The sequence below is a fragment of the Caulobacter sp. GW821-FHT10A06 genome (assembly GCF_059415805.1).
The window spans coordinates 219963-244509 of the sequence record NZ_JBWKNY010000008.1; the positions used below are offsets into that span (position 1 = coordinate 219963).

Sequence of the window (24547 nt, forward strand, 5' to 3'; positions counted from 1 at the left end):
CCATGAACACGCTCGGAACGTGGGCCACCGGCTATTGCCGGGCGCGGGGCTATGGCGATCCCGTACCTGGGCCGGCCGGACTGTGGTTCGAGATCGGCTTCCCCGACCAGGTCGGCCGGCACGTGATCACATCGGATTTCGAGCCAGAAGCTTATCGCCGCCTGGTCGCCGGGATCGTCGAGCCCTTCACCTATGTCGAGGCCCTGGGGCCGCGCGAGACGATCCTGTCCCACGTGCCGGCCGGCTGGACGGTGCGGGACCCGGCCTGGCTGATGGCTACCCGCCTGACCGCCCTCCCCGACGCTGAGCCGCCGTCCGGCTACACGCTTCGCCTGATCGAGACCGACAACAAGCTGCACATCGACATCGACGGCCCGGACGGCGACCCCGCCGCCACCGGGCGCTGCGGTCTGAACGGCGAGGCGGTCACCTTCGACCGCATCATCACCGAAGAAGCCCACCGCCGGCGCGGCCTGGGCGGCCTGATCATGCGCCGCCTGACCAACGCCGCGATCGAGCGCGGCGCCCGCGATGGCGTGCTGATCGCTACGCCGGACGGCCGGGCGCTCTACTCGACCTTGGGCTGGTCCACGGTCGACGAAGTGGTGTCCGTCATCAGCGGCTGATCGCGCGCCAGCAACTCCGCCGGCGTGATGGTCAGGAACTCCGGCGGGATCGGCCGGCGATTGGGGATGTTGTCGCGCCCCCAGACCGCGATGGCCTGCAGCACCGGCAACAGGTCGGCCCCTGCCTGAGTGAGCGCATAGCGCCCCCGCGCGCCCGAACCGGCGTCCGCGCGCTGCTCGATGATCAGCCCGGCCTCGACCAGGCGCTTGAGCCGCTCGGACAGGATGTTGGTGGCGATGCCCTCGGGCGCGGACTGGATCTGCCGGAAGCTGCGCGCGCCCAGCATCAGGTTGCGGATCACCAGCAGCGACCACTTGTCCCCCAGGATATCCAGGGTCGAGGCCATGGCGCAGTCGGAACGGAAGGTGCGGTCCATCACGGCGATCTCACGCTTGCAAAATGCAACCTAAGTCCGGATAGTCCGCGCAACAAGTGGGGGAAATCCAGATGATCGTCGCACCTATCACGTCCGCCCTGGCCGCGCTCGCCGCCGTCGCCCTGGTGGCCTTAAGCGTCCCGATCTCGGCCCAGCGGTTCAAGGCCAAGGTCTCGCTGGGCCACGGCCGCGACAAGGACCTGGAGTGCCGCGTCCGCGCCCAGGCCAACTTCGTCGAATATGTGCCGCTGACCCTGATCGTGCTGGGCCTGGCCGAGGTGGGCGGCGCGTCGACGACGGCGATCGCGATCATCGCCACCGCCGTCGTCCTGGGTCGCGTCACCCACGCCTGGGGCATGCTGGGCGGACCCTTGCGCGCGCGTCAGCTGGGCATCCTGCTGACCTGGGGTTCGCTGCTGGGCGCCGCCGTGACACTGGGCCTGCGCCTCCTCTAGACCACCGAGACCTCGGCCGAGGCCAGGCGGTCGGGATCGCCGGAGGCGAAGATCTCGACGACCTTGCCGTTCTCGATCTTGATATCGAGCACGACGTACAGCTTGCCCAGCGGGGCCACGACCGCGCCGATCGCGCCGTCGACCAGGGCCGTGCGGGCGGTCTGGGCCAGGCCGTTGTAGAAGTTCGCCACCGTCTCGGCGCCGCGCAGCTCGCGGGTCTGGCCGCCGCCGGCGAACACGTCGGCGCGCACCACGACGTTGGGATCCAGCACCGCCATCAGCCCGGCCATGTCACCGGTCCGTGAGGCCAGCAGGAAGGCGTCGACCACACTCTTCTGGGCCGTCTGGGCCGTATCCAGCACATCGCCGCCCCGCACCCGGCGACGGGCGCGGCTGGCCAGCTGGCGGGCGGCGTCGGGCGTGCGGTCGACGATCGGGGCGATCTGCTCAAACGGCATGTCGAACAGGTCGTGCAGCACGAAGGCGATGCGTTCGGCCGGATTCAGGGATTGCAGCACGACCAGCAAAGCCAAGCCGACGGAGTCGGCCAGGATGGTCTCGCGCTCGATGGCGTCCTCGCCACTGACCGAGGGCTCGGGACCGCCTTCCAGCAGGGCGTCCTCGCGACGCGACTTCTTGCTGCGCAGCATGTCCAGGCACACGCGCGAGGTCACCGTCGTCAACCAGGCCGACAGGTTGTCGACGCCGCTGGTGTCGGCGCGCGAGAGGCGTAGCCACGCCTCCTGCACGGCGTCCTCGGCCTCGTGCAGCGAGCCCAGCATGCGGTAGGCCACGCCGCGCAGACGGGTGCGGTCGGCTTCGAATTTCTGGGCCAGATAATTTTTTTCAGTCACGGCGGTCACATCGCTCCATCGGGGTCCGTCACCTCTTCGACGAACGCAAATCGCCGGATGTGACCGGCGCGTTGAAACGAACCGAAAGGATACCCCGATGCAAGCCCGTATGACCCAGCCCGCCTTCCTGCTGCCCGACGCCATGAAGGCCCTGATCGCCCTGTCCAAGTCCGCCCATGTCGAGGGCGTGCCGGAAACCCTGCACGAGCTGCTGCACCTGCGCGTCAGCCAGATCAACGGCTGCGGCGTCTGCCTGGAAATGCACGCCCGCGCGGCCGCCAAGTCGGGCGAGAGCCCCGAGCGCCTTGCCACCGTCGCCGGCTGGCGCGACACGCCTTACTTCACCGACGCCGAACGCGCCGCCCTGGCCCTGGCCGAGGCCGTGACCCGCGTGGCCGACAAGGCAGACCCCGTGCCGGACGACGTGTGGAACGAGGCCGCCAAGCACTATGACCAGAAGGCCCTGGCCGGCCTGCTGATCAGCATCTCGGCGATCAACGTCTGGAACCGCCTGAACGCGGCGACGCGCCAGGTGGCGGGTTCGCTGGGGGTCTAACCCCTCCTGAGGGTCTAGAGCCGCCGCGAGTCGTAGTCGTGGCGGCCCAGGCTCTCGAAGCGGCCCTCCTCGGCCTTGTTGATATATTGGGCGGCGACTAGCCAGCCTTTCACCGGACGCAAGGTCCCGAGACAGCCGACGATCAAGGCCGGGAACACCGTGGCGAAATGCACCCAGATCGGCGGGTGGAAGGCCACCTCGACCCAGGCAAAGATCGAGATGATCACGATGCCGACGCCGCTCATCACGAAGAAGGCCGGACCGTCCGCCGGGTCGGCGAAGCTGTAGTCCAGGCCGCAACGGTCGCACGACGGGGCCAGCTTCAGGAAGCCGCTATAGAGCTTGCCCTCGCCGCAGCGGGGGCAGCAGCACTTCAGGCCGGCCTCCACGGGCGTGGGGGAGTCGTAGAATTCATAGTCGGCCATCGGTGGCCCCTTCCTACAATCGCAGGATTGATCCATACATTGTGCGATCAATGTATGGATATTGTCGCGTGACCACAACTAAGGGATCACCGAATCTGGCGCCGGCCTGGCTGCGTCGGATCGACGCCCTGGACGGCCCCGCCTATCGCCGGATCGCCCAGGCCTTGGAAAACGCGGTGGCCGAGGGCGAGCTGCAGGCTGGCGACCAGATTCTGGCGCAGCGCGAAGTGGCCCGTCTTGTCGGGATCGACTTTACGACGGTCACCCGCGCTTACGCTCTGGCTCGCGAGCGCGGTTTGATCGAGGGCACGACCGGTCGCGGCACCTTCATCCGCTTACGGACGATCGAGGATGAAGCCGGTCTCGTCGACCTGTCGATGAACCTGCCGCCCCCGCCCGCGGGGTTGAACCTGGCGGCGCTGCTGCGCGAGACGACCGGCGCGATCCTGGCGCGGACCGATCCGGCGACCTTGATGGCCTACCACCCCGGCGCGGGATCGCTGGCCCAGCGGACGGCCGGCGCGGCCTGGCTTGTACCTGTGCTGGGCGAGGTCGCGCCCGAGCGCGTGGTGGCGGCCAGCGGGGCGCAGACGGCGCTGTCGGCGCTGTTGGACCACCTGACGGTTCCGGGTGACACGATCATCGCCGAGGCCTTCGCCTATCCGGGCCTGTTGGCCACCGCGACGCGGCGGGGCTTGCGGGTCGTGGCCTGCCCGCTAGACCGCGAGGGACTGGAGCCGGGAGCCCTGGCGCGACTGGTCACGCAGCACCACCCGCGCCTGATCTGCGCCACCCCGACCTTCCAGAACCCGACGGCGGCGACCATGAGCCTGGCGCGGCGAGAAGCCGTCGTCGACATCGCGCGAAAGGCAGCCGTGACGATCATCGAGGACGACGCCTACGGCCTGCTGCTCGCCGCGCCTCTGCCCGCCCTCGCCGCCCTGTGGCCCGAGGGCGTGTTCCACGTCGCCACCACCGCCAAGACCCTCTCGCCCGGCCTTCGCCTGGCCTATGTCGTCGCCCCGCCCGGACAGGCCGAGGACTTCGCGGGCGCCCTGCACGCCATCGCCCAGATGCCCGTGCCACTGATGGCGGCCGTGGTCACCAGCTGGATCCGCGATGGGGTCGCCGACCAGGTGCTGGTGGGCGTGCGAGAAGAGGCCGTGGCGCGGCGCGCCCTGGCGGCGGAACTGCTGCCGGCGGCTCTGGGCGGCGCGGAGAGCCTGCATGTCTGGCTGCCCGGCGCCGTGGCGACGCCGGCGGCGCGCGAGCGCGGCTTGGCGCTGGTCGGCGCGGAGGCCTTCCGTGCGCCGGGAGCCACGGGTGAGGGTTTGCGGATTTCGCTGGGCGCGGCGGGCAAGCGCGCGACCCTGGTGCGCGGCCTGAAAGAACTGGCCGCCCTGGCTAGTCGGTGAGCCCGCCCCGGCGAAACGCCTCGGCCAGCTGGTCGATCAGCGCCCGCACGGCCGGCGGCAAGCCGCGCCGGGTGGTGAAGACCACATGGACGATCCCCGGTCGGCTGCCCCAATCGGGAAACACCCGCACCAACCGGCCGGCCTCCAGCAGATCACGGCACGCATGGTCGGGCAGGAAGGCCACGCCCAGGCCGGCGGCAGCGGCCTCGCGCAAGGCTCCGAAGTCGCCGCAGGTCATGCGCGGCGTGTGCTTGACGCTCCGGGCCTCGCCCTCGGCGTTCAGCAGCTCCCATTCCAGCTCGCCGATCTGGTCGGTGGGGCTGAGGGTCGGCAGGTCCGCCAGCGCCGCCAAAGTCTGGCCGGCGCAGCGCATCGCCAGGCGCGGGTCGGCGACCAGGATGCGGCTCGATCGACCCAAGGTGCGCATGGTGAGCGCCGCGTCGGTGTCTAGGGTCAGGCGCACGCGGATGGCGACATCGATCCGCTCGGCGATCAGGTCCACCGGGCGGTCGACCGCCACCACTTGCAGCCGCACCTTGGGATAGCGCGCCATATAGGCCTGAAAGGTCGGCGACAGGGCCTCGATCAGCCCGACCGGACAGCTGCACCGCACCAGGCCGTGCGGCTCGCTCAGCGCCTCGGCCACCACGGCGTCGGCCTGCTGGGCGTCCAGCATCAGGAGGCGGCAGCGCTCGTGAAAGGCCTGGCCGACCTCGGTAACCCGGAACCGGCGGGTGGAGCGCTCGATCAGCCGCACGCCCAGCCGCGCCTCCAGGGCCGCGATCCGGCGGCTCAGGGTCGACTTCGGCTGGCGTAGCGCCCGGCCCGCCGCCGCGAAGCCGCCATGCGCCACCACCTCGGCGAACAGAACGTAGTCGTTGAGGTCGATCGCCACGATTGTCTCACTGGTGGAACGCTAAGAGCCAATTTACCCGTCTACTCCGCTTTCCGTCCCGAATGCATGTTGTTTTCACCGACGGACGCCCCGCCGGCGAAACCAAAGGACAAAGACGATGAGCAAGACTTTCGAAGGCAAGGTTGTGGTGGTGACCGGCGGAGCCAGCGGTATCGGCCTGGCCACGGCCAAGCGCTTCTCCGAACTGGGTGCCTCGGTCTACGTGACCGGCCGCCGCGAGGCCGAACTGGCCGCAGCCGTGAAGGCGATCGGCGGCGACGTGACCGGCGTCCAGGGCGACGCCTCCAAGCTGGCCGACCTGGACAAGCTGTACGACACCATCCAGCAGCGCCACGCCCATATCGACGTGCTGGTCCCCAACGCCGGCGGCGGCGACATGCTGCCGCTCGGCGCCATCACCGAGGCCCAGTACGAGGACATCTTCGGCCGCAACGTGAAGGGCGTGATCTTCACCGTGCAGAAGGCCCTGCCCCTGCTGCGCGACGGCGGCGCGATCGTGCTGATGGGCTCGACGGCGGCGGTGCAAGGCACGCCGGCCTTCAGCGTCTACAGCGCCAGCAAGGCCGCGGTGCGCAACCTGGCGCGCGGCTGGACCGCCGACCTCAAGGACCGCCAGATCCGCGTCAATGTCGTCTCGCCCGGACCGATCAAGACGCCGGGCCTGGTCGAGCTGGCCGGACCCGAGGCCGCCGCCCAGCAAGGCCTGCTGGACTTCATGGCCAGCCAGATCCCGCTGGGCCGCGTCGGCGACCCGTCAGAGATCGCCAAGGCCGTGACCTTCCTGGCGTCCAGCGACGCCAGCTTCATCGCCGGCGCCGAACTGGTCGTCGACGGCGGCATGACGCAAGTCTGAGGAGGATCGAGATGACCATACAGCAGCTGCTGACCCGCAATCTGCACGAGGTGTTCGGCGAGGGTGACGCCGACCGCCGCCGGGCGGTCGCCGACGAGATCTTCGCCGACGACATCGTCTTCCACGGCCCGAAGGGTTCGACCTATCGCGGTCGCGAGGCCATCGTCGAGATGGCCGGCGTGGTCCGGGCCTCGCACCCGACCTTCGCCTATACCGAGACCGCCCCGGCCCAGGCCAATGCCGACAGCGGCATGGTCGCCTGGGTCTCGGGCCCGCCTGGGGAGCCGCCGCGCTATGCGGGGGTGGACTTCATCCTGGTGCGGGATGGGAAGATCGCGGCGATCTACCTGTTCCTGGATGGCGAGGGGTAGCGGCCAACTAGGGCGGCGTCGGGTCTAGAACTCGACGTCGTCCTCGTTGATCTCTGCGTCACCCTCGCCGCCCATGGCGTTCTCGAGGCTGTCGATGATGTCGTCCATCTGGTCGGCGGTGATCGAGACGTAGATCGACTCGCCGCCGATGGCCGAGACCAGGAGGCGGTAGCCGTCCTCGGTTTCCTGCAGGCTGAACGATTGGAGCGGCAGGAGCTTGGCCATGGGGGATCCTTCCCGAAAGAGCGAGGGCGTCATCTAGAGGCGCGGAGCCTCTATTTCAACGCGCCTCGCCGCAGCATGGCCACATGGGTCGCGATTAGCGGCTCGCGGTCGACCCACGGGAACTCAGGCCGGGCGATCAGCAGCGAGACCAGGCCGTGCAGGCCGGCCCACAGCGACTGGGTCACGGCCATGACGTCACCGCCGGCCATCAGGCCCTTGGCGCGCAGCTCGCTCACCATCTCGACGAAGACGTGGAAGACTTCCTTGCCCGCGATCATCGGGCGGCCGCCGGTCTTCTCCAGGAACGAGCCGTCGACGCTCTTTTCCAGCATGAAGGCCACGCGGTAGGCGTCGGGGTGCTCCAGCCCGAAGTCGATATAGACCCGCAGGCAGCGCTCGAAGTTCTCCGGCGTCGGCGTGTAGTCGACCCGCGCGGCGGCCATCTTCTGCCCCAGGATCGCGAAGGCCCGCACGCACAGCTCGGCGGCGATGTCGTCCTTGGTGGCGAAGTAGGCGTACAGGGCCGGCTGCGAGATGCCGGCGATCTCGGCGATCTGGCGGGTCGAGACGGCGTGGACGCCCTTCTGGGCGAACAGGCTCTGGGCGGCGTCGAGGATCTCCTCGCGGCGCTCAGCGCCCTGGCCCTTGGGTTTACGCGGGGAACGGGTCTTCATCCGACGTCCTTGATCACCGGTCTGCAAGCTTGACAAGCAAGCATTATCGATCACTGATAACTTATCATCGATCGATGTGGAACAGCTTATGTGGCGGAACCGGTTTCTGGCTTCGACGGCCATGGTCATGACCGTGGCCTTGGCCGGCTGTGGCGACAAGCCCAAGACCGATGAACCGGTCGCGCCCACGCCCGTCGAGGCAGCTCGCGTCGCCGCCCCCGGAACCTCGGGCGCGGTCACCGGGGCCGGCACGCTGGAGCGCCGCCGCGAGATGGCGCTGTCGTTCCGCATCCCCGGCGTCCTGACCGCCCTGCGGGTCGAGGCCGGCGACCGTGTCCAGGCGGGCCAGGCCATCGCCGCCATCGATCCCGCCGGCGTCGACGCCCGCCAGCAGCAGACCTCCGCCGACCTGGAACGCGCCCGCCGCGACGTGGAACGTGACAAGGCCCTGTTCGACAAGGGCTATGTCAGCCGCCAGCGCATCGACGATCGGGCCAGCGCGCTGAAGGCCGCCCAGGCCGCCTATGACGCCGCCCGCTTCGACCGTCGCTGGGCCAGCCTGGTCTCGCCGGTCTCGGGCGTCGTTTTGGAACGCCGCGCCCAGGCGGGCGAGGTGGTGGCCGCCGGCCAGGTGGTGGCGCGGGTCGCCGACCTCGCCTCCCCGCTGGTTCTGCGCCTGCCCCTGGCCGCCCGTGACGCTGCCCGCATCCGGGTCGGCGACACCGCTCAGGTCACCGTCGAGAACCTGGGAGGTCAGCCCCTCAACGGCCGTGTCACCCGCGTCGGCGAGGCCGCCGACACCCGCACCGGCGCGATCAGCGTCGAGATCGAACTGTCGGCTCCGCCGGCCGATCTGCGCTCTGGCCAGGTGGCGCACGCGACCCTGCAGGTTCGCACCCCGACGGGCGCAACGACCGCCTATGCCCGCATCCCCGCCGAGGCGGTGCTGGAGGCGACCGGCCAGCGGGCCTTCGTCTATCGCTTCGACGGCGGCAAGGCCCGGCGCACGGCGGTGACCTTCGGCGGCTTCGACGGCGACGACGCTCTGGTCGCGGGCCTGCCGGGCGGGACCCAGGTGATCACCGCCGGGGCCGGCTTCGTCGCCGACGGCGAGGCCGTGCGGGTCATCGATCCCACCCATCTGGGTCGCTAGAGCCATGACCTTCGACCTGGCGACCTTCGCCGTCCGCCGCTGGCAGTTCACGCTGGTGGCCTTCGGCCTTCTGATCATGCTGGGCGTCAACGCCCTGAGCAGCGTGCCCCGCTCGGAAGACCCGCACTTCCCCACCCCGATCGTCATCGTCCGCGCGGTGCTGCCCGGCGCCGAGCCGTCCGAGATCGAGCAGCTGATCGTCGACCCGATCGAGGACGCCGTCGACGGCCTGGACGACATCGACAAGGTCGAGTCCACCGCCGTGGATGGGGCAGCGGTGATCCGCGTCCACTTCACCTGGGACGTCGACACCGAGCGCAAGTTCGACCAGGTCGTGCGCGAGGTGAACGCCATCCGCGGCGCCCTGCCGGCCGGCGTGCAGCGGCTGGAGATCGAGCGCATCCGCACCACCGAGGTGTCGATCGTCCAGGTCGCCCTGACCTCGGACATCATGCCGATGCGCCGCCTGGAAAAGACCGCCGACCGCCTGCGCGAACGGCTGGACCGGGTGCCGGGCGTGCGCGAGGCCAAGTACTGGGGCGCGCCGCCCTCGCAGGTGCAGGTGACCCTGGACCTCGCGCGCCTGTCGGCCCTGCGCCTGCCCGCCACCGCCGTCGCCGACGCCTTGCGCCAAGCCGGAGCCGAGGCGCCAATCGGCGCCGTGCAAGCCGGAGAGCGGCGTTTCAACGTCAAGTCCGGCGGGGCCTTCCACGACCTGGCGACCATCGCCGACACGCCAGTGCGCTCGATCGGCGGCCAGGTCACCCGCGTGCGTGACGTGGCCACCGTCGCCTGGGCCCAGGCCGAGCCCTCGCACCTGACCCGCTTCAACGGCAAGCGCGCCATCTTCCTGACCGTGAACCAGAAGGACGGCCAGGACGTCGCCAAGATCACCCAGGGCGTGCAGCAGGTGCTGGACGACTACGAAAAGACCCTGCCCGCCGGGGTGAAGATGGAGCGCGGCTTCGTCCAGGCCGAAAACGTCAAGCACCGCCTGAACAACCTGTTCCGCGACTTCGGCATCGCCCTGGCCCTGGTGCTGATCACCCTGCTGCCGCTGGGACCGCGCGCGGGCCTGGTGGTGATGGTCTCGATCCCGCTCAGTCTGCTGATCGGCCTGACCATGCTGCAGGCGTTCGGCTTCACCCTGAACCAGCTGTCGATCGCCGGCTTCGTGCTGGCCCTGGGCCTGCTGGTCGACGACAGCATCGTCATCACCGAGAACATCGCCCGCCGGGTGCGCGAGGGCGAGGACCGGGTCGAGGCGGCCATCAACGGCACGCGCCAGATCAGCCTGGCGGTGCTGGGCTGCACGGCCACCCTGATGCTGGCCTTCCTGCCGCTGATGGCCCTGCCGGCCGGCGCGGGGGCCTACATCAAGTCGCTACCGGTGACGGTGCTGTGCACCATCGCCGCCTCGCTGCTGGTCTCGATGACCATCATCCCGTTCCTGGCCAGCCGCCTGCTGGACAAGCACTCAGACCCCGAGGGCAACGCCCTGCTGCGGGCGGTCAATGACGGCATCCACCGCTTCTATCGGCCGGTGCTGCATCGGTCGCTGGCGCGGCCGTGGCTGACCCTGGTCATCCTGCTGGCCATCTGCCTGACCACCCTGCCGCTGGTGAAGCTGATCGGCTCGTCGCTGTTCCCGGCCGCCGAGACCCCGCAGTTCCTGATCCGCGTCGAAACCCCCGACGGGTCGTCCCTGGCCCGCACCGACCAGGCCCTGCGCTACGTCGAGGCGCGCCTGAAGAAGGAGCCCGACGTCGCGTGGGAGGCCGCCAACCTGGGCCGCGGCAATCCGCAGATCTTCTACAACCGCAGCCAACGGGAAAGCGCCACGACCTTCGCCGAGGTGTTCGTCAGCCTGAAGGCCTGGGAGCCGGGCAAGAGCGACAAGGTGCTGGACGGCCTGCGCAAGGACTTCGCCAACTATCCCGGCGCGCGGATCAGCGTCGTCACCTTCGAGAACGGCCCGCCGATCGACGCCCCGGTGGCCATCCGCCTGACCGGCCAGAACCTGGAGGTGCTCAAAGCCCTTGCCGCCCGCACCGAGGCGATCCTCAAGGCGACGCCCGGTACGCGCGACGTCACCAACCCGATCCGCCTGGACCGCACCGACCTCGATCTCGGCGTCGACGAGGCCAAGGCCGCCGCCCTGGGCGTGCCGGCCGGCGCGGCGCGCCGCGTCGCCCGCCTGGCCTTGTCCGGCGAAGAGACCGCCCGCTTCCGCGACCCGGACGGCGACGACTATGCCGTGACGGTGCGGCTGCCGATGGCGCAGGTGGACGGCGCGGCGCGCAATCCGCTGTCGGCGCTGAAAGGCGTCTATGTCCCGACCGCCGATGGCATGGCCGCGCCGCTGGACGCCATCGCCACGCCGAGGCTCAAGAGCAGCCCTTCGCGCATTGACCGTTTCGACCGCGAGCGGACCGTGACCATCAGCTCGTACGTCCGCACCGGTTTCCTGGCCTCGGCCGTGACGCAGGAGGCCCAGGCGCGGCTCGAGAAGCAGCTGCCCCTGCCGCCGGGCTATCGCCTGTCGCTGGGCGGCGAGGCCGAGGCCGCGTCGGAAAGCTTCGCGGGGCTGGGCGCGGCCGTGCTGGTCGCCGTATTCGGAATTCTCGCGGTGCTGGTCCTGGAGTTCCAGAAGTTCAAGACCGCCCTGGTCGTGGCCGGCATCATCCCGTTCGGCGTGTTCGGCGCGGTGCTGGCCCTGGCCCTGACCGGCTACTCGCTGTCGTTCACCGCCACGATCGGCGTGATCGCCCTCATCGGCATCGAGATCAAGAACTCGATCCTGCTGGTCGACTTCACCGAGCAGCTGCGCCGCGAGGGTATGAGCCTGCACGACGCCATCGAGAAGGCCGGCGAGGTGCGGTTCCTGCCGGTGCTGCTGACCTCGGTCACCGCGATCGGCGGCCTGCTGCCCCTGGCCGTGGAACGCTCAGGCCTCTACTCGCCCCTGGCCATCGCCATCATCGGCGGGCTGATCACCAGCACCCTGCTGAGCCGCGTGGCGACGCCGGTGATGTACTGGCTGACGGCGCGCGGGAAGGCGGAGGCGGCTTAAGTCAAACAGCACCAATCCGGTTGATCAAACTTGATTTTCGAACGAGAAGTATTTCACCCCGCCAACCAATAAATCCCTGACGAGATTTTCCAAATTCTCAAAATTTTCGTAGAATTTAATCTCACGAACGTTTGTCTGATGAATTTGCGATCCAAGGGCCGCGATGACTACAACAGGAATATGCAAAGCTTCCACGATGCCCAACTCGTAATAGCAGCTAGGGCGCTCTCCTGTTAGATCAGCCAGGATCATTTTAGCGTTGCGCAGACGCTCCACATCGTTGTGAAGCGAAGATGGCTCGCGCGTCGTCGGGTGACTTGGAAAGTTAACGTGAAATCCGGCCTGCTGAGCTCCGCGACGAATTGCACTTTGCCTCTCACGGTGACCTTGGTCAGATCCGATAGGCATAATGACTTCAAGCAGATTTGCACGATACATAGTCATTTCTATATAACTACTTCGAGACTGCCGATGGTGGTGTAGAGGAGATATGGAACGCCGACGCTAAAATCTCGGACCTGTTTGCGATTGCGAACGCGACAACGATGACGGCAATGCCAATAAAGATCGCGGAGAAGGATCTTGGAACAAGAAACTCAGCGTTAGACGCTTTAAGAGTGACGATGTTGATCGAATGAGTTTCGCTGGTTGCTTTGAGTCGCTCTAGCGCTTCCCATTCTTTCTCGAAAGGGCGAGCAGATATAGCGGCCTCATCTCCAGAAAATCGGACATTTGGAGCCATTTTGCTAAGCACATCAAACTTAGCATTGTTCAGCATTTTAAAATCTCGAATCTGACCGATCCATAGAGCACAAAGCATTGCCCCCATGACTGGTAGAGCGATGCCAAAAGCGACGAGGATTAGGTGAAACTCTGGCCTTGGCAAACTCCAAGCCGAGAAAGCACCAATCCCCCCAAGCAGCGCAATGCAAAGGCCGTAGTTCCAGCTGTTCAGTGACAAGCGACGATCGACGACCTTTTCGGTGCTCTCATAATAGAGCTTATATTCCTCAAATGAAAATCTGGCTGGTTGGGCAGGATCTGCATTCATCTTCCGTTTCCATAGGCGAGGATCGAGAATACCGCTTTAGCGGTGCAGACAGGCACGTCGATAGCGTCCAGCGGACGCAATATCAGACACATCCTCAACGAGATTAGCAATCCAAACACACGCGAAGCAGACGAATGCGGTCGCATTCGCCTGAGAAACGAGTGCCCCTCCGCTCGCCATAGCGGAATGCGCTCAGGGTCGATGATGGCTCATCCCCTTGCCTATTATACGATCGTATAGCAACCTCCCTTCCTGCTCTTGGGGAGAGACACGATGGCCGACACCATCAGCCGCGACGCGGTGATCATCGGCGGGGGCCATAACGGGCTCGTCTGCGCCTTCTACCTGGCCAAGGCGGGCTTGAAGGTCACGGTCTGCGAGGCACGGGGCGTGGTTGGCGGGGCGGCGGTGACCGAGGAGTTCTATCCGGGGTTCCGCAACTCGGTGGCCAGCTACACGGTCAGCCTGCTGAACCCGCGGGTGATCGCCGACATGGGCCTGCACGGCTATGGCCTGACGTTCCTGGAGCGGCCGATCTCGAACTTCCTGCCGATCAGCGACGACCAGTACATCAAGCTGGGCGGCGGGCTGGAGCGCACTCAGGAGCAGTTCCGCAAGTACAGCCGCCGTGACGCCGAGGTGCTGCCGGCCTACTACGCCATGCTGGACGAGATCGGCGACGTGCTGCGCGACTTCGCCCAGGAGACGCCGCCGAACCTGGGCGACGGCTTGCCGGGCGCCTTGCGCGCGCTGCGCCAGGGCGGTCGCCTGGCCTTCCTCTCCCGTGAGCGCAAGCGCGACCTCTTGGACCTGTTCACCAAGAGCGCCCGCGACGTGCTGGACGGCTGGTTCGAGAGCGATGCGGTCAAGGCCGCCTTCGGCTTCGACGCCGTGGTCGGCAACTTCGCCAGTCCCGATACGCCGGGGTCGGCCTATGTGCTGCTGCACCACACCTTCGGCGAAGTGAACGGCAAGAAGGGCGCCTGGGGTCACGCGGTCGGCGGCATGGGCTCGATCACCCAGGCCATGGCCAAGGCCTGCGAGGCGGCCGGCGTCGAGATCCTGCTGAACGCGCCGGTCGAGGCCGTCCACGTGGACGGGACCAAGGCCGTCGGCGTGCAGCTGGTCGACGGCCGCCAGATCATGGCCCCGATCGTCAGCGCCAACGTCAATCCGGCCCTGCTGTACAAGAAGCTGGTCCCGCCCTCGGCCCTGACCGCCGACTTCCGCAAGACGGTCGACGGCTACAAGAACGGCTCGGGCACCTTCCGCATGAACGTGGCGCTGTCGGAGCTGCCCAGCTTCACCTGCCTGCCGGGCCGCGAGACCGCCGAGCACCACCAGTCGGGCATCGTGATCGCCCCCAGCCTGGACTACATGGACGCCGCCTACCGGGACGCGAAGGCCGATGGGATCAGCAAGGCCCCGATCGTCGAGATCCTGATCCCCTCGACCATCGACACCAGCCTGGCCCCTCCAGGCCAGCACGTGGCCAGCCTGTTCTGCCAGCAGTTCGCGCCGACGCTACCGAACGGCCGCAGCTGGGACGACGAGCGCGAGGCGGCGGGCGACCTGATCATCGACACGGTCGACCAGTGGGCGCCGGGCTTCAAGGCCTCGGTGCTGGGCCGCACCCTGCTGTCGCCGCTGGACCTGGAGCGCAAGTTCGGCCTGATCGGCGGCGATATCATGCACGGCCACATGTCGCTGGATCAGCTGTGGGCCACCCGCCCCTTCCTGGGCCACGCCAGCCACCGCGCGCCGATCCACGGCCTGTACATGTGCGGGGCCGGCACGCATCCCGGCGGCGGTGTCTCGGGCAATCCGGGCCGCAACGCCGCCCGCGAGATCCTGCGCGACAAGGACTTCGCCACCGCCGTGAAGCTGTCGGTGGTCGGGCGATGACCGCGATCTCCAACGAGGACCCGCAGGCGGACTGGGGGCTGCCCGGCTGGATCTACGGCTCCGAGCGCTTCTTCAAGGAAGAGCAGGACAAGATCTTCCGCCCCTCGTGGCAGATCGTCTGCCACCTGAACGACATCCCCAAGCCCGGCGACTTCCACACCTTCGACTTCGTGGGCGAGAGCCTGGTCGTGGTGCGCGGCAAGGACGGCGGGGCGCGGGCCTTCGCCAATGTCTGCCGCCACCGGGGTGCGCGGTTGCTGGACGGGCCCGTCGGCCACTGCGGCCGGATCGTCTGCCCCTACCACGCCTGGACCTACGACCTGGAAGGCCGGCTGATCGGCGTGCCGATGCGCGACGACTACCCCGCCCTGCAGATGCACGAACAGGGCCTGGCCAAGGTCGAGACCGAGATCTGGCGCGGCTTCGTCTTCGTGCGGATCGAGGGGGAAGGCCCGTCGGTCGCCACGATGATGGCCCCCTACGAGGACGAGGTCGCCCACTACCGCTTCGAGGAGCTGCAGCCGTTCGGCCGCGTCACCCTGCGGCCGCGCGAGGTCAACTGGAAGAACATCAGCGACAACTATTCCGACGGCCTGCATATCCCGATCGCCCATCCGGGCCTGACGCGGCTGTTCGGCAAGGGCTACGGCGTCGAGGCCAAGACCTTCGTCGACAAGATGTGGGGCCAGTTGATCGACGAGCCGTCGCGCAATCCGTCCGAGCGACTGTACCAGGACCTGCTGCCCGACGTTCCGCACCTGCCCGATGATCGCAAGCGCCTGTGGACCTACTTCAAGCTCTGGCCGAACTTCGCCTTCGACATCTATCCGGATCAGGTGGACTTCATGCAGTTCATCCCGGTCTCGGCCACGAAGACCATGATCCGCGAGATCGCCTACGCCCTGCCCGACGAGCGCCGCGAGATGAAGGCGGCGCGATATCTGAACTGGCGCATCAACCGCCAGGTCAATGCCGAGGACACCGAGCTGGTGGCCCGCGTGCAGCAGGGCATGGCGTCACGGACCTTCACGGCGGGGCCACTGGCGACGAGCGAGGTGAGTTTGCGGAGCTTTGGCCGGAAGATGCGGGCATTGGTGCCGGAGAGCCGGCTGGAACGGCCGCCGGAGGGGTGGTGAGGATCGCAAGAAGCCCCCTTCCCCCTCGATGGGGGAAGGGTTGGGGATGGGGGTGCTCGCACGGCGACGGCCGCATCACCCCCACCCAACCCTCCCCCATCAAGGGGGAGGGCTAGGTCATGCGCGCCGCCTTCACCCGCGAGGCTCCAGACGTCCGCCGCCAGGCCCTGGTCGCCGCCGCCGAGACCGTCCTGGCCCGTGAAGGCGTCGGCGGAACCTCGGTCCGCGCCATCTGCGCCGAGGCCGGGGTCTCGCCGGGCCTGCTGCGGCACTATTTCGAGGGCGTCGACGAGCTGATCGCCGCGGCCTACGAGGCGGTCGGCCAACGGATCGATGCGGCGCTGGACGCGGCCTTGAACGCCGCCGGCCCCACGCCGCGCGAGCGCCTGCTGGCCTATCTGACCGCCAGCTTCGCGGCCCCGGTGCTGGATCCGCAGCTGCTGGCCGCCTGGATCGGCTTCTGGTCGCTGGTGAAGACCAAGCCGCGCATGGCCGCGATCCACGCCGCTTCGTACGCGGACTTCCGGGCGCGGCTGGAAGGCCTGCTCAAAGAGGCCGGCGCCCGCGACACACGGCTGGCGGCCATCGCCCTGACGGCGACCGTGGACGGACTATGGCTTGAGCTGTGTCTGGACCCGGCGACCTTCGCCCCCGAAGAGGCGGCGCGGATCATCGGTCGCGCGCTGGAAGGCTGGTTAGAGGGATAGAACTCCGGTCTTCCCGACAATGCCGGTTCAGGGAGACGTCGGGGCGCGCTGTCATTGCAGCGCCATTCCCACCACCCCAAACACCTCGGCGACCAGCTGTCACCGGGAAGACCGGATGCCCCCTATGGGGTGGAGCGCGGTAAACTTCGCGCTCCAGAACTCTGAACTTTAGGCCGCCGCGACCTGGTGGGCGGCGCGATTGCGGCCCCAGGCGGGCGTGCGCACTTCAGGCTCGTCGACATGGATCTGAGCCTTACGGCCCTGGGCGATCATGTGACGGGCCAGCAGCTGTGCCAAGCCCTCGGCCTCGTGTTGCGACGAGTACGAACCAATCAGCTCGGCCGAGTCGTTCCAGGTCACATGCCACACACCGGCGACCGGGCGGACGTAGTAGTGATTCTCGGTCATGAAGACCTCCTTGGACGTACTCAACGTGACGCTAACCACGCAGACATGACAGTTGTTTCGCTATCGCACAACAAAATTGCGCTGCGATGCACAATGCATGATCCGGACCAAGTCAGGCTGTGCAGTTATTCACCTCCGCTCAGGGTTCATTCTTAACCACGACGCCGCCCTTCATGACCTTGGGCACGCGGGTCAGGATCGAAACATCCGCCAGCGGATCGCCGGGCACGGCGATCAGGTCGGCGTAGCAGCCGGCGGCGTCGCAGCCGACCTGGCCAGTCTTGCTCATCAGCTCGGCCGCCACCGTGGTCGCCGACTGGATCGCCTGCATCGGCGTCATGCCGTACTTGACCATGTAGGGCAGCTGGCGGCCGTTCAGCCCGTGCGGATAGACGCCGGCGTCGGTGCCGTAGGCGATCTTGACCCCGACCTTCACGGCCTTGCGGAAGCCGTCGCGCTGGGCCTGCGTGGTCTCGTAGTTCTTGCGCAGCGTCTCGGCGGGCCAGCCGTGGGCCTTGCCGTATTCGTCGATCCAGTCGCCGTCATAGATGTCGGCGACCAGGAACACGCCCTTGGCCTTCATCATCGCGATGGCCTCGTCGTCCATCAGCGAGCCGTGCTCGATCGAGCGGACGCCGGCCTTCATCGCGACCTTCATGCCATTGGCCCCATGGGCGTGGGCGGTGGCGTAGGTCCCGCGCTTGGCGGCCTCCTCGACGGCGGCGCGGATCTCGTCTTCGCTGAGCTCCAGCTGGCCAGGCTCGGTGCCAACGGTCAGCACCGCGCCGGTGGCGATCAATTTCAAAAAGTCGGCCTTGTGCGCCAGGATGTTGGCGGCCTTGCGATGCGCATCCGCCGCGTCCTCGACCACGCCCACCCGCATCTCGGCCGGGATGCCGACGTCGGCGGCGATGCCGGTGACCTCCCCGCCCCCGCCGGGCACGGTGATGTAGGCGCCGGCCACCGACATGCGGGGACCAGGCACCAGGCCATTGTTGATCGCATCGCGCAGGGCCACATCGCCGAACGCCCGCCAGGTGCCGACGTCGCGCACGCTGGTGAAGCCGGCCATCAAGGTCTTGCGGGCGTGGTCGGCGGCGATGAACGACTGGTAGGCGGCCGTGGTCAGCAGCGGCTCGGCGATGTTCTCGGTCTGCTCCTGGTCGACCAGGTGGGTGTGCATGTCGATCAGGCCGGGCAGGACGGTCAGCTTGCTCCAGTCGGTGACCGGACCGTCCTTGGGCGCCGCCTTCCAGGGCGTGACCGCGGTGATCTTCTCGCCCTCGATGCGGATCAGCTGGTCGGTCAGCACCTTTCCGGCCTGCGGATCGACCAGCTTGCCGGCGTGGACGTAGGAGACCTGAGCCGCGAGCAGCAGGGCGACGATCATGCGGACATCTCCGGAGCGGGACGCGCCGCGCGGGCGGTCAGGAAGCGGACGGGCAGGCCGGCGATCAGCAGCACCAGACCCCACAGGGTGGCCTGGGCGCCGGCGCCGTAGAGGGTCCAGATCGAATAGAGCGCCGCCAGGATCGCGAGCACGGTCAGGCCCATCGTGGCCGTCATCCGCTTCTGCTGCTGCAGGCGCAGGGCCGCCAGGGCGCTGAACAGGTAGGTGAACAGGCTGGCCGATGTCGCCAAGAGGGCGATGAAGGTGAAGAGGTCGGCCATCGACTTGGCGTAGTTCATCAAGACGAGGCCGGTCAGCAGGGCGCTGGACAGCACATGGGCGCGCACCGGCGTCCCGCGCTTGCCGGCCTTGCCGAGCCAGGCGGGAAACACCCCGTCGCGGGCCATGGCGTAGGGCATCTCGCCTTGCAGCAGCACCCAGCCGTTCAAGGCCCCGAAGGCGCTGATCGCGGCGAAGGCGGCCAGCACCAGCCGCAGGTCGCCGCCGCCGTGATAGCCGACGAAGTCCGCGAACGGGGCGTTGGAGCCTTTCAGCAGGTCGGCCGGCGACAGCAGCACCACCGCCGAGCAGACGACCAGATAGATCAGGCCGGTGAAGGCCGTGCCGTACAGGGTTGCCTTGGGAATGGTCTTGGCCGGCTCATGCACCTTGTCGGCGGGCACGGTGGCCGACTCCAGGCCCAGCAGCGCCCACAGGGTCAGGGTCGCGGCGGCGGTGATGCCGCCGGCCGACAGCTGCGAGGGCTCGAACGGCGTCACCGCCGCCCCGCCCTTGCGCGCAAAGACGACGACGGCCAGGCCAGCCACGGCGATCAGCGGCAGCAGCTTCAGGATCGTGGCGACGACTTGCAGCCGCCCCGCCGACTTCGAGCCCCAGCAGTTCACCGCCGTCAGCCCCCAGACCAGGGCGACGGTGACCAGGGCGTGCAGGCCCGGCGCTGTGGCGATGGCCGGCGCGAATACCGACAGGTAGCTGACGCAGCCAACCGCGATCGCCGCGTTGCCGACCCACATCGAGATCCAATAGGCCCAGGCGACCATGAAGCCGGCCGTCGGCCCGAACGCTTCCTGGGTATAGGCCAGCGGCCCGCCGGCGCGCGGAAAGGCCTGCGCCAGCTTGGCGAAGACGAAGGCCAGGCACAGCGCCCCGCCGATCGTCAGCAGCCAGGCGATCACGGCGTTCCAGCCGTACGGCGCCAGCGAGGCCGGCAACATGAAGACGCCCGAGCCGATCATGTTGCCCACGACCAGGGCCGTGCACATCCACAGGCCCAACGGGCGGGCGCTCGACGACGCCATGTTTCCCCCTAACGCAACGAACTAGGGTGGGTCACGAAAAAGGGGCGGCCCTTTGCGGACCGCCCCCTCTCACTCCCCACCACGCACTAGAACTCTTTCCCCACCTTGATCCCGACGGTGCGGGGCTGGTTCGGGACGATATAGGCCTGGGTTCCGCAGACGCTCTCGGCGCATTCGGCATAGCGGTTCAGACTAGCCCGCTTGTCGAAGACGTTCTTGAGGTAGAGCTGCATCGACCAGCTGTCCTTGGACAGGCCGGTCGAGAAGTCGACCACCGAATAGCGGCCCTGCTTGCCGATGATCTCGCGCTCCTTGAGGCGCAGATCGGTCCAGTTCGAGGTTTGGCCCATGACCGACACCTGCCAGAAGCCGTCATAGTCGGCGACCTGGTACTGGTAGCGGGCCGTGATGTTGGCCTTGAACTTGGGCGTGATCGGCAGGCGCGTGCCGTCCGGGGCTTGCGGGCCGTCGGGGAACGCGGTCGAGCCGACCGGGCAGGTCGTGATCGGCGTGCCGGCGCTGTCGGTCGCGCCGCAGTAGTTGGCGGTCAGCTTGGCGTCGGTATAGGCGGCCGAGGCGTTCAGCGTGAAGCCGTTGACCGGCGCCCAGGTGATGTCGCTCTCGATGCCTTTGATGCGCGCCTGGTTGGCGTTCTTGATCTCGGTCAGGCCGTTGGCCCCCAGGATCGAGAACTGGAAGCCCGACCAGTCCTCCATGAAGATCGCGCCGTTCCAGCGGAACGCCCCGCCCCACGAGGTCTTCCAGCCGGCCTCGTAGTTCTTCAGATAGTCGGCCTGGTACGGCGGCAGCGTCGAACGGCGGTTGATGCCGCCCGGCCGGAAGCCCTTCGAGTAGGTGGCGTAGACCAGCTTGTCGCCGTCGATCTTGTAGGTCAGCGTCACCTTCGGCGAGTTGCCGCTCTCCTTGGTGCCCTTGTCCAGATTGGTGCAGGGCGAGCCCGCTACGACCGGCCCCTTGAAGCAGGCCCGCTCGCCGGTCGAGCCGTAGCCCGTGCCGTAGCCGTAGAAGCCGACCAGGGTGTTGTGCGCCTTGAAGAAGCGGATGCCGGCGGTCAGCATCAGCTTGTCGGTGATGTCGTACTCGGCCTGGCCGAAGATCGCCTTGTCGCGATCGATCCGCTGCTGGGCGGTAAGCCAGATCGTGCCCACATAGCCCGGCACCGACAGGGTGCTGCCCAGGCCGTCGATCTTGTAGTTCTGGAAGATGCCGTGCTTCTGCTTCTGGTAGAAGCCGCCGACCACGAACCGCAGCTTCTGGTCCTGCGGCGAGGCGATGCGGATCTCGTGGCTTTCCTTGCGATAGCGGTCGCGGCCCTGGATGTACTGCGACGGGTTCACCAGGTTGCCGGCGTTGTCGGTCCAGTAGAAGCCGTAGCCGACCTGGTCGTAGAAGTACGAGTAGTCGGTGTAGTCCTGGTTGGTCTCGTCGTTGCGCTTCAGGTACGAGCCGGCATAGGTGACGTCCAGATTGGCGACCTGGCCCTCGATGGTCAGGGCCGCCTGGACCCACTTGTCCTTGCTGCTTTCCGGATAGAAGTGCGTGACCTTCAGGTCGCCGACCTGCGGGTCATAGGCGAAAAGGCCGCCGACCTTCTGCACCTGGCCCATGACGCTGGGGGTGATCACCCAGTTGTCGTCCAGCTCGACCCGCAGGGCCGCGCGGCCGCCTTGGGTGTAGACGCTGTTGTAGTTCTTCCGCACCCGGTTCTTGTTGTTGATCGTGTAGTCGTTGGTCGGGTCGGTGTCGCCGCGATCATAGGTGCGCGTGCCCGCGACGTTGTCGATATAGCCGGCGTCGCGGACGTCCCAGCCGACCGCGCGGACGGCGATCTTGTCCGACAGCGGAATGTTGACGAAGCCTTCGACCGTGTGGCCAGTCCCGCCGTGATCGACCTTGTTGGCCTCGACATCGACGCCCGCCGAGAAGCCGGCCGTCGTGGGCTTGTTGGTGATGATCCGCAGGGTGCCGGCCTGCGAGCTGGCGCCGTACAGCGTGCCTTGCGGACCGGCCAGGGCCTCGACTCGGGCAATGTCATAGACGTGGATGTCCAGCGCGCCCTGGATGGTGGTGACCGGCTGCTCGTCCAGATAGGTCCCGACGCTGGGCAGCGAACCCGAGTGGTTGCCGTCGCCGCCGCTGGCGACGCCGCGCATATAGACCTGGCCAAAGCCCGGCCCGCTGGTCGTGAACGACACGCTGGGCAGGTACTTCACATAATCGACGAAGCTGGCGACCTGCAGCTGCTCCAGCTTCTCTCCGCCCAGCGCCTGGATGCTGACCGGAACGTCCTGCAGATTCTCGGACCGCTTCTGCGCGGTGACGACGACCTCTTCCAGGGCCGTGTTCTGATTATTGGATTGAGCGTGCGCGACGCCCGTAAGCATTGTGGTGGCGAACAAGGCGGCAGAGCAGACGCCGACCTTCTTCAAACGAACCGATCCCGACGACATACAGTCGCTCCCCTTGGCGGCTTTGATCGAACGAGGTTCGGCCTGCCTCAGGGCCTCGGCAAGATTGGAAATTTCAGTTTGGTGTCAATTCCTTGAAGTGTTGCACAAATGGCAAGGCGCGATGGAGGTCGCGTTGAGATGGTCAAATAACGGGCGGGTCGGGATAAGCGTCCAACACCGGGCCCAATGCCTGCTTGAGCGGGTCCAGATGCGATTCGAATTTCTGCCAGTGCTCGACGGCGTCCTTGAAGATTGGGCGGCGCACCTGCTCTGAACTGGCGGTGCGGACGGCGCGATCGTTCTCGTGCGGCGACAGGCAGGCTTCCTCGAACGGTAGCCCGCAGTGGGCCAGCAGCGCGCGGATTTCCGCCTCCGGGTCGGCGATCATGTGCTCGTAGATCACCCGGTGCACACGGCCGGGCAGCACCGCATCGAAATGCGTCATCAGGTCGACGTAGTCGGCGTAGTAACGGCCGATGTCGGTCAGGTCGTAGCTGAACGCCTGCCCCCGCGCGAAGTGCTGCTTGAAGCCCGAGAAGCAGCAGCCCAGCGGATGGCGGCGCGCGTCGATGATCTTCGCGTTCGGCAGGATCAGGTGGATCAGCCCGGCGTGCGCGAAGTTGTTGGGCATCTTGTCGATGAAGAACGGCTTGTCCGATTTCCGCTGGATGCGGGTGCGCTCGAGGAACTCCTCGCCCAGGGCCTTCAGGTCGTCGGGCGACAGGTCGGCCAGGCTTTCCGGATAGGTCGACTCGGCGCGGGTGGCGGTCTTGCCGCCTAAGCGTCGGGCCATGACGATCAGGTCGGGCAGCTCCATGGTGCCCTCGACCATCGAGTGGCTGGCCAGGATCTGCTCGACCAGGGTCGAGCCCGAGCGCGGCAGGCCGACGACGAAGATCGGATCGGGGGCCTGAGAGCCCTGCCCGGCACGCGCCGCCAGGAACGCCGGGGTGAACACCGCCTTGGTGCGGGCGGTATCGGAGGCGTTCTCTTCCGGATCGTAGTCGAGCTGCTTGCGCCGGATCGCGGCCCCGGCGGCGTAGTGCTCGAAGGCGGCGTCCCAGAGTTCGGCATCCTCGTGCGCCTTGCCCAGGGCGTAGCGCAAATGCAGACGGTCCTCGTCGGAGAGGTCAGGCGTTTCCAGCGCGGCGGTCATGGCCTCAAGGTCCGCGTCGGTGAACTTGACGGTCTTGAGGTTGGCCAGGCTCCACCAGGCCTCGCCCAGGGTCGGGGCCTGTTCCAGCGCCTGGCGATAGGCCGCGACGCAGTCGGCCTGCCGGCCCACCGTCTTCAGCGCGTGGCCATAGCTCATCCAACCCTTGGGCTGGTTGGGATAGTCGGCCAGCACCCGGTCATAGACGGCGATAGCTCGGTCGTATTCGCCCAAGCGCGCCAGGATGGCGGCGTGCAGGTTGGCGTAGCCGGGATGGCGAGCGTCCTTGGCGGTGAGCGTCTCGATCTGGCTCAGCGCCTCGGCGTTCTTGTTCTGGCGATAGAGCATGGTCGCCAGGTTGTGTCGGGCGGCGGTGAAGTTCGGGGCCAGCTCGACGCAGCGGGTCAGCAGGGCTTCGGCGTCGGCGTAACGACCCAGGCGCGCGCCGGTCTCGGCCAGCATGCGGATGGCGGCGACGTCGCCGGAGTCTGTCTTGAGCCGCTCGCGCAGGATCTGTTCGGCCTCGCCCAGGCGGTTGTCGGACAGGGCGGTGGCGGCCTCGACCAGGGCCGGGTCGCGGGTCGAGGCGCGCAGCTGGCGAGCCAGGGCCTTCTCGGCGCCGACGCTGTCGCCCAGCAGGTCGAGGTTTTCGGACAGCCCGCGCCAAGCTTCCGACAGGCGCGGCTCCAGGGCGCTGGCCCGATCGAAGGCGCGGACGGCCTCGGCGGTACGGCCCAGCTGCTCCAGGCTCAGGCCGAGTTCCAGCTGGGCCAGCGGCATGTTGGGCAAGGCGGCGGCCAGCGGGGCGACGGTGTCGAGCGCGGCTTGCGGATCGCCGGAGAGCCGCAGCGCGGCGGCCAGCAAACGGGTCGTATCGGCGTGGCGCGGAACCGCCTCCAGGATCGCCCGCGCCTGCTCGGCCGCCATCCGTGGGTCTGCCTCCAGCAGCCGCTCGGCGTGCTCGAACGCCTGGGCAAGGCTGAGGGCGGGCTGGGCGGTCGTGGACTCCATTCCATCAGGAGAGCGGAGCGTCG

24 protein-coding genes are annotated in these 24547 nt (G+C 67.7%); 11 read left to right on the forward strand and 13 right to left on the reverse strand.

The features are described 5' to 3' along the window. Positions 1–2: 2 nt before the first annotated feature. Positions 3–626 carry a GNAT family N-acetyltransferase gene (locus AC07NF_RS23705; RefSeq protein ID WP_494633179.1) on the forward strand — a complete coding sequence of 208 codons (624 nt, stop codon included), beginning with the start codon at positions 3–5 and terminating at the stop codon, positions 624–626. Here the strand turns inward: AC07NF_RS23705 and AC07NF_RS23710 are convergent. Next, a complete protein-coding gene (locus tag AC07NF_RS23710) occupies positions 569–1003 on the reverse strand; it encodes a winged helix-turn-helix transcriptional regulator (RefSeq protein WP_494633180.1) in 435 nt (144 codons plus the stop codon). The genes AC07NF_RS23705 and AC07NF_RS23710 overlap by 58 nt on opposite strands. Before the next feature lie 71 nt (positions 1004–1074). Here AC07NF_RS23710 and AC07NF_RS23715 point away from each other — a divergent pair, with 71 nt between their 5' ends. Continuing rightward, a complete protein-coding gene (locus tag AC07NF_RS23715; RefSeq protein ID WP_494633181.1) occupies positions 1075–1458 on the forward strand; it encodes an MAPEG family protein in 384 nt (127 codons plus the stop codon). Here the strand turns inward: AC07NF_RS23715 and AC07NF_RS23720 are convergent. Further along, the gene (locus tag AC07NF_RS23720) at positions 1455–2312 is read right to left on the reverse strand and encodes a sigma-70 family RNA polymerase sigma factor (protein ID WP_494633182.1); all 858 of its coding nucleotides are present in this window, start codon (positions 2310–2312) and stop codon (positions 1455–1457) included. The two genes, AC07NF_RS23715 and AC07NF_RS23720, sit on opposite strands and share 4 nt — an antisense overlap. A 97-nt stretch (positions 2313–2409) precedes the next feature. Here AC07NF_RS23720 and AC07NF_RS23725 point away from each other — a divergent pair, with 97 nt between their 5' ends. After that, the gene (locus tag AC07NF_RS23725) at positions 2410–2868 is read left to right on the forward strand and encodes a carboxymuconolactone decarboxylase family protein (RefSeq protein WP_494633183.1); all 459 of its coding nucleotides are present in this window, start codon (positions 2410–2412) and stop codon (positions 2866–2868) included. A gap of 14 nt (positions 2869–2882) precedes the next feature. Here the strand turns inward: AC07NF_RS23725 and AC07NF_RS23730 are convergent, their stop codons facing one another. Further along, positions 2883–3293, reverse strand: coding sequence for a DUF983 domain-containing protein (locus AC07NF_RS23730; protein ID WP_494633184.1), 411 nt, complete (start codon positions 3291–3293; stop codon positions 2883–2885). A 50-nt stretch (positions 3294–3343) separates the two neighbouring features. Between AC07NF_RS23730 and AC07NF_RS23735 the strand changes: the two genes are divergently transcribed. Next, positions 3344–4708, forward strand: coding sequence for an aminotransferase-like domain-containing protein (locus AC07NF_RS23735; protein ID WP_494633185.1), 1365 nt, complete (start codon positions 3344–3346; stop codon positions 4706–4708). On the opposite strand, the gene AC07NF_RS23740 is transcribed toward AC07NF_RS23735, so the two are convergent. Continuing rightward, positions 4698–5603 carry a LysR substrate-binding domain-containing protein gene (locus AC07NF_RS23740; RefSeq protein ID WP_494633186.1) on the reverse strand — a complete coding sequence of 302 codons (906 nt, stop codon included), beginning with the start codon at positions 5601–5603 and terminating at the stop codon, positions 4698–4700. The genes AC07NF_RS23735 and AC07NF_RS23740 overlap by 11 nt on opposite strands. Positions 5604–5721: 118 nt before the next feature. On the opposite strand from AC07NF_RS23740, the gene AC07NF_RS23745 reads away from it, so the two are divergent. After that, positions 5722–6477, forward strand: a complete 756-nt coding sequence (locus tag AC07NF_RS23745; RefSeq protein ID WP_494633187.1) for an SDR family NAD(P)-dependent oxidoreductase — start codon at positions 5722–5724, stop codon at positions 6475–6477. Between the two features lie 11 nt (positions 6478–6488). Further along, a complete protein-coding gene (locus AC07NF_RS23750; RefSeq protein ID WP_494633188.1) occupies positions 6489–6848 on the forward strand; it encodes a nuclear transport factor 2 family protein in 360 nt (119 codons plus the stop codon). A gap of 24 nt (positions 6849–6872) precedes the next feature. Here the strand turns inward: AC07NF_RS23750 and AC07NF_RS23755 are convergent, their stop codons facing one another. Then, a complete protein-coding gene (locus tag AC07NF_RS23755) occupies positions 6873–7073 on the reverse strand; it encodes a hypothetical protein (RefSeq protein WP_494633189.1) in 201 nt (66 codons plus the stop codon). A gap of 50 nt (positions 7074–7123) precedes the next feature. Further along, on the reverse strand, positions 7124–7747 hold the full coding sequence (locus AC07NF_RS23760) for a TetR/AcrR family transcriptional regulator (RefSeq protein ID WP_494633190.1): 624 nt from the start codon (positions 7745–7747) through the stop codon (positions 7124–7126). A 76-nt stretch (positions 7748–7823) separates the two neighbouring features. Between AC07NF_RS23760 and AC07NF_RS23765 the strand changes: the two genes are divergently transcribed. Further along, on the forward strand, positions 7824–8900 hold the full coding sequence (locus AC07NF_RS23765; RefSeq protein WP_494633191.1) for an efflux RND transporter periplasmic adaptor subunit: 1077 nt from the start codon (positions 7824–7826) through the stop codon (positions 8898–8900). 4 nt (positions 8901–8904) lie between these two features. Further along, entirely contained in the window at positions 8905–11973 is a 3069-nt protein-coding gene (locus AC07NF_RS23770; protein WP_494633192.1) for an efflux RND transporter permease subunit, read from the forward strand. A gap of 24 nt (positions 11974–11997) precedes the next feature. On the opposite strand, the gene AC07NF_RS23775 is transcribed toward AC07NF_RS23770, so the two are convergent. Then, complete coding sequence (locus AC07NF_RS23775; protein ID WP_494633193.1) at positions 11998–12417, reverse strand: hypothetical protein; 420 nt, start codon at positions 12415–12417, stop codon at positions 11998–12000. A gap of 10 nt (positions 12418–12427) precedes the next feature. Next, entirely contained in the window at positions 12428–13024 is a 597-nt protein-coding gene (locus AC07NF_RS23780) for a RipA family octameric membrane protein (RefSeq protein WP_494633194.1), read from the reverse strand. Positions 13025–13297: 273 nt separating this feature from the next. Between AC07NF_RS23780 and AC07NF_RS23785 the strand changes: the two genes are divergently transcribed. From AC07NF_RS23785 to AC07NF_RS23795, 3 genes are all read left to right on the forward strand, one after another. Then, positions 13298–14929 carry a phytoene desaturase family protein gene (locus AC07NF_RS23785; protein ID WP_494633195.1) on the forward strand — a complete coding sequence of 544 codons (1632 nt, stop codon included), beginning with the start codon at positions 13298–13300 and terminating at the stop codon, positions 14927–14929. Continuing rightward, positions 14926–16065 (forward strand): aromatic ring-hydroxylating oxygenase subunit alpha, encoded by a 1140-nt coding sequence (locus tag AC07NF_RS23790; RefSeq protein ID WP_494633196.1) that lies wholly within the window; start codon positions 14926–14928, stop codon positions 16063–16065. Before AC07NF_RS23785 ends, AC07NF_RS23790 begins: the two co-directional genes overlap by 4 nt. A gap of 119 nt (positions 16066–16184) precedes the next feature. Continuing rightward, a complete protein-coding gene (locus AC07NF_RS23795; protein WP_494633197.1) occupies positions 16185–16772 on the forward strand; it encodes a TetR/AcrR family transcriptional regulator in 588 nt (195 codons plus the stop codon). A gap of 168 nt (positions 16773–16940) precedes the next feature. Here AC07NF_RS23795 and AC07NF_RS23800 read toward each other — a convergent pair whose 3' ends face one another. From AC07NF_RS23800 to AC07NF_RS23820, 5 genes are all read right to left on the reverse strand, one after another. Further along, the gene (locus AC07NF_RS23800; protein WP_492813386.1) at positions 16941–17180 is read right to left on the reverse strand and encodes a hypothetical protein; all 240 of its coding nucleotides are present in this window, start codon (positions 17178–17180) and stop codon (positions 16941–16943) included. A gap of 139 nt (positions 17181–17319) precedes the next feature. Continuing rightward, positions 17320–18570 carry a metal-dependent hydrolase family protein gene (locus tag AC07NF_RS23805; RefSeq protein ID WP_494633198.1) on the reverse strand — a complete coding sequence of 417 codons (1251 nt, stop codon included), beginning with the start codon at positions 18568–18570 and terminating at the stop codon, positions 17320–17322. Further along, a complete protein-coding gene (locus tag AC07NF_RS23810; protein WP_494633199.1) occupies positions 18567–19889 on the reverse strand; it encodes an amino acid permease in 1323 nt (440 codons plus the stop codon). The genes AC07NF_RS23805 and AC07NF_RS23810 overlap by 4 nt, the downstream gene beginning before the upstream one ends. A gap of 86 nt (positions 19890–19975) precedes the next feature. Continuing rightward, complete coding sequence (locus tag AC07NF_RS23815) at positions 19976–22360, reverse strand: TonB-dependent receptor (protein ID WP_494633200.1); 2385 nt, start codon at positions 22358–22360, stop codon at positions 19976–19978. Positions 22361–22502: 142 nt separating this feature from the next. Beyond that, the gene (locus tag AC07NF_RS23820) at positions 22503–24524 is read right to left on the reverse strand and encodes a tetratricopeptide repeat-containing sulfotransferase family protein (RefSeq protein WP_494633201.1); all 2022 of its coding nucleotides are present in this window, start codon (positions 24522–24524) and stop codon (positions 22503–22505) included. Positions 24525–24547 lie beyond the last annotated feature (23 nt).

Coding starts and splice junctions, on each gene's coding strand:
- AC07NF_RS23705 (WP_494633179.1), top strand. CDS start 3: ATGAACACGCTCGGAACGTGGGCCACCGGCTATTGCCGGGCGCGGGGC.
- AC07NF_RS23710 (WP_494633180.1), bottom strand. CDS start 1,003: ATGGACCGCACCTTCCGTTCCGACTGCGCCATGGCCTCGACCCTGGAT.
- AC07NF_RS23715 (WP_494633181.1), top strand. CDS start 1,075: ATGATCGTCGCACCTATCACGTCCGCCCTGGCCGCGCTCGCCGCCGTC.
- AC07NF_RS23725 (WP_494633183.1), top strand. CDS start 2,410: ATGCAAGCCCGTATGACCCAGCCCGCCTTCCTGCTGCCCGACGCCATG.
- AC07NF_RS23730 (WP_494633184.1), bottom strand. CDS start 3,293: ATGGCCGACTATGAATTCTACGACTCCCCCACGCCCGTGGAGGCCGGC.
- AC07NF_RS23735 (WP_494633185.1), top strand. CDS start 3,344: ATGTATGGATATTGTCGCGTGACCACAACTAAGGGATCACCGAATCTG.
- AC07NF_RS23745 (WP_494633187.1), top strand. CDS start 5,722: ATGAGCAAGACTTTCGAAGGCAAGGTTGTGGTGGTGACCGGCGGAGCC.
- AC07NF_RS23750 (WP_494633188.1), top strand. CDS start 6,489: ATGACCATACAGCAGCTGCTGACCCGCAATCTGCACGAGGTGTTCGGC.
- AC07NF_RS23755 (WP_494633189.1), bottom strand. CDS start 7,073: ATGGCCAAGCTCCTGCCGCTCCAATCGTTCAGCCTGCAGGAAACCGAG.
- AC07NF_RS23760 (WP_494633190.1), bottom strand. CDS start 7,747: ATGAAGACCCGTTCCCCGCGTAAACCCAAGGGCCAGGGCGCTGAGCGC.
- AC07NF_RS23770 (WP_494633192.1), top strand. CDS start 8,905: ATGACCTTCGACCTGGCGACCTTCGCCGTCCGCCGCTGGCAGTTCACG.
- AC07NF_RS23775 (WP_494633193.1), bottom strand. CDS start 12,417: ATGACTATGTATCGTGCAAATCTGCTTGAAGTCATTATGCCTATCGGA.
- AC07NF_RS23780 (WP_494633194.1), bottom strand. CDS start 13,024: ATGAATGCAGATCCTGCCCAACCAGCCAGATTTTCATTTGAGGAATAT.
- AC07NF_RS23785 (WP_494633195.1), top strand. CDS start 13,298: ATGGCCGACACCATCAGCCGCGACGCGGTGATCATCGGCGGGGGCCAT.
- AC07NF_RS23790 (WP_494633196.1), top strand. CDS start 14,926: ATGACCGCGATCTCCAACGAGGACCCGCAGGCGGACTGGGGGCTGCCC.
- AC07NF_RS23795 (WP_494633197.1), top strand. CDS start 16,185: ATGCGCGCCGCCTTCACCCGCGAGGCTCCAGACGTCCGCCGCCAGGCC.
- AC07NF_RS23800 (WP_492813386.1), bottom strand. CDS start 17,180: ATGACCGAGAATCACTACTACGTCCGCCCGGTCGCCGGTGTGTGGCAT.
- AC07NF_RS23805 (WP_494633198.1), bottom strand. CDS start 18,570: ATGATCGTCGCCCTGCTGCTCGCGGCTCAGGTCTCCTACGTCCACGCC.
- AC07NF_RS23810 (WP_494633199.1), bottom strand. CDS start 19,889: ATGGCGTCGTCGAGCGCCCGCCCGTTGGGCCTGTGGATGTGCACGGCC.
- AC07NF_RS23815 (WP_494633200.1), bottom strand. CDS start 22,360: ATGTCGTCGGGATCGGTTCGTTTGAAGAAGGTCGGCGTCTGCTCTGCC.
- AC07NF_RS23820 (WP_494633201.1), bottom strand. CDS start 24,524: ATGGAGTCCACGACCGCCCAGCCCGCCCTCAGCCTTGCCCAGGCGTTC.